Consider the following 2,021-nt stretch of genomic DNA (forward strand, 5'->3'; position numbering starts at 1 on the left):
AGAAAATCCTGGCCAAAGTGCTAAACATTGGAACATTCCGATTGTAAATGCTTGCTTATATGTGATTTCATCTAACGTTCTTGCTGTACTTGGTTTTGAAAACTTCTCAGCAACAATCATTAAAATACCACCAGCTACTAAGCTAATAACAACCGGTCCTGGACCGAATAAAACTTCTTTAATTGCACTATGGAATAATACGCCGAGTATGCCGGCAGGAATCATCCCGATAATAATATGTAATAAATTTAAAGATGGTCCATCAGTTACTTTCCCTATTCCAACTAATGACCATAAACGTTTCCAAAATATAACAACAACTGCTAAAATCGATCCCAACTGAATAACAACTTCGAAAACTTTCGCTCTCTCATCGTCGAATCCAAGTAAATGACCTGTTAAAATCATATGTCCTGTTGATGAAACTGGTAGAAACTCTGTTAAACCTTCAACAGCACCCATGATTAATCCAATTAACCAATCAGCCACAAGTAGTGCCTCCTTAATAACGAATATGTAATTTTTTCACACCTTATCATAATACCTTATCCCTTTTCAAAGTGCATCCTTTTTTTATTGATTTCATTTGTTGTATACGCTTATTTCTTTTCTATTTTTTGATTAAATTGTATGATAATAAGAGTTTGTTTTTTACGTTGAAAGGGGATTTTATGAAAGAAACTACTTCATTCTCACAAAAGTTAAAGCAATTTTTATTACTCTTTTTCCCGATTTTTGTAACGCAAATGTCATTATTTTCGATGAGCTTTTTTGATACGACAATGTCAGGACATGCAAGTCCTATTGATTTAGCGGGTGTTGCTATCGGGACAAGTATATGGCTTCCCGTTAGTACCGGCTTAACAGGAATTTTAATGGCTACTACTCCTATTGTTGCGCAGCTCGTTGGATCAAAGAAAAAGGAGGACGTTCCCCACATTRTCATACAAGCAGTATATTTAGCAATTTGTGCTAGTTTCGTTGTTATCCTTATCGGATTCTTCGCTGTTTCACCTATTTTAAACGGCATGCAATTAGAAGAACCTGTGGAACGTATTGCAGCACAATTTTTAAGTATTATCGCGATTGGAATTATCCCTTTATTTACTTACACCGTCTTACGTGGATTTATTGATGCATTAGGAAAAACTCGAACAACTATGATTATTACATTACTATCATTACCAATTAACGTAGTATTAAATTACTTATTAATTTTTGGTCACTTTGGCTTTCCAAAACTCGGTGGTGTTGGTGCGGCAATCGCTTCTGCAGCAACATATTGGTGTATTTTAATTATTACCGTCATTATTATTCGTACGAAAGAGCCTTTCGCTTCTTTCAATATCTTTAAACAGTTATACCGCCCTTCCTTTACGAGCTGGAAGGAATTCCTGAAACTTGGTGTCCCTATCGGATTTGCTATCTTCTTTGAGACGAGTATTTTCGCTGCGGTAACACTTATGATGAGCAATTTTAGTACGACAACAATAGCAGCACATCAAGCAGCTATGAACTTTGCTTCCTTGTTATATATGACTCCTTTAAGTTTAGCAATGGCAATGACGATAGCAGTTGGATTTGAAGTTGGAGCAAAACGATACAATAATGCGAAACAATATGGATTTATCGGAATTGGATTAGCCCTTGCTTTCGCTCTTTTATATTCAATCCTTCTTTATTTCTTTGATGATGAAATTGCTTCTATTTATACGACAAATGCAAATGTCCATCATTTAGCTAAAGAATTTCTTATATTCGCGATTTTATTTCAAATTTCAGATGCGATTGCAACTCCAGTACAAGGAGCACTTCGTGGTTATAAAGACGTAAATGTTGCCTTAATTATGACATTAATAGCTTATTGGGTAATAGGTCTACCTCTTGGCTACATGTTAGCAACTTATACTGACTGGGCAGCAAAAGGGTATTGGATCGGTCTTATTATCGGTCTAGCATTTGGAGCAATCTTCCTGCTTATCCGTCTCTTCCAAGTACAAAGAAAATATACAACGCAAAAC

The 2,021-nt window shown here is 35.6% G+C and carries 1 protein-coding gene and 1 pseudogene; one reads left to right on the forward strand and one right to left on the reverse strand.

Annotation, left to right across the window (positions count from 1 at the left end; translation table 11 throughout):
• Nucleotides 1-489 (reverse strand): annotated as a pseudogene (gene uppP / locus AC1DTM_RS24055) (bacitracin resistance undecaprenyl-diphosphatase); the annotation flags it as partial.
• A 182-nt stretch (nt 490-671) separates the two neighbouring features.
• Between uppP and AC1DTM_RS24060 the strand changes: the two are divergent.
• The coding region (locus AC1DTM_RS24060) for an MATE family efflux transporter (RefSeq protein ID WP_477001062.1) at nt 672-2,021 on the forward strand (1,350 nt) is incomplete at its 3' end.

The sequence above is a fragment of the Bacillus sp. P4_D3 genome, assembly GCF_056401855.1.